The organism is Actinosynnema sp. NPDC023658 (assembly GCF_040639995.1).
GTDB lineage: Bacteria > Actinomycetota > Actinomycetes > Mycobacteriales > Pseudonocardiaceae > Actinosynnema.
Genome location: NZ_JBFAAX010001257.1, coordinates 1 through 1,447 on the forward strand (window position 1 = coordinate 1; position 1,447 = coordinate 1,447).

The following is a 1,447-nucleotide window of genomic DNA, read 5'->3' on the forward strand; positions in this document are numbered from 1 at the left end:
CCGCCGACGCCGGTCCGGTGCGGCTCGCGGTCGGCGTCACCGACCCGCACCGCAGGCACCCGGCGGTGCTCGCCCAGACCGCCCTGACCCTGGCGCAGCTCACCGAGCGCCCACCGGTCATCGGCATCGGCGCGGGCGCGCACGAGAACCTGCGGCCCTACGGCATCAGCGGCGACCGGTCGGTCGACAAGGTCGAGGAGGCGCTGCGGATCCTGCGGATGTTCTTCGACACCAAGGGGCCGTTCGACTTCGAGGGCGAGTTCTTCACCCTCGACCAGGCCGTCATGGACCTGCGCGCGCCCGACGGGAGCGTCCCGGAGATCTGGGTGGGCGGCAACGGTCCGCGGATGACCGCGCTCGCCGGTCGCTACGGAGACGGGTGGGTGCCGTCGGACCTGATGGCGCCCGCCGAGTACGCCCGCAGGCTGGCCGCCGTGCGGGACGCGGCCGTCGCCGCGGGACGGGACCCGGACCGGGTCGTCGCCGCGGGCGGGGTGCCGATCATCGTGGCCGAGACCGACGAGGCGGCCCGCGAGCTGACCGGGGTCACCGCCATCCGGTACCTGGCCCTGCACGCCGGCGCCGCCAAGTGGCGCGAGTACGACGTGGCCCACCCGTTCGGCGAGGACTACCGGGGGCTGTCCCACCTGCTGCCGCACCGGTTGACGCGCGAGCAGGTCGAGCAGGCCCTCGCCGTGGTGCCCGACGAGCTGGTGGCGGACCTGGCGATCGTGGGCAGCAGGCGGACGGTGCTCGACCGGATCGGGGAGCTGGCCGACGCGGGCATGCAGCTGCCCGTGCTGATCCCCGTCTCGGCCTTGGCCTCCCCCGAGGCCGCCGGGTACACCGTGGAGAGCCTGTCCTGGCTGGCGGGCGAGCTGCGGTCGGTCACCACCGGGCGGGGCGTGACGGCATGACCGACATCGGCATCATCGGCTCGGGGATCTCCGGCTTGCAGCTCGCGCTGCGCCTGCAACAGCTCGGCATCGCCGTGACGCTGTACTCGGCGCAGACCGCCGAGGAGCTGGGTGCGGTGCGGCCGCGGAACTTCCCGGCGCGGTTCGGCCCCACGCAGCGGCGCGAGGAGTCGCTCGGCGTGCACGTCTGGCACGTCGACGACGCCCGGGTGCACAGCTGGTCGATCACCATCCACGGCGAGGACGCCGACCTGGAGTTCACCGCGGCGCTCACCCCGCCGTCGAGCGTGGTCGACTTCCGCGTCTACCTGCCGCACCTGTTCACCGAGTTCACCCGGCGCGGCGGGAACGCCGTGGTCGGCCCGGTCCGGGTCGACGAGGTCGCGGGTCGCCACGACCTCGTCGTGGTCGCCAACGGGGACCGGTCGATGCGGGAGCTGTTCCCGGTCGACCCCTCCCGCTCGCCGTACACGACACCGCAGCGGGTCCTGTGCAGCGGCTTCTACCACGGCATCCGGGAGGACGTCGCG

Annotated in this window: 2 protein-coding genes; both read left to right on the forward strand. The window is 73.9% G+C overall.

The features are described from left to right. On the forward strand, nt 1-917 hold a 917-nt coding region (locus AB0G02_RS40050), incomplete at its 5' end, for an LLM class flavin-dependent oxidoreductase (protein ID WP_360805724.1). Further along, on the forward strand, nt 914-1,447 hold a 534-nt coding region (locus AB0G02_RS40055; RefSeq protein WP_360805727.1), incomplete at its 3' end, for a styrene monooxygenase/indole monooxygenase family protein. The genes AB0G02_RS40050 and AB0G02_RS40055, both read left to right, overlap by 4 nt.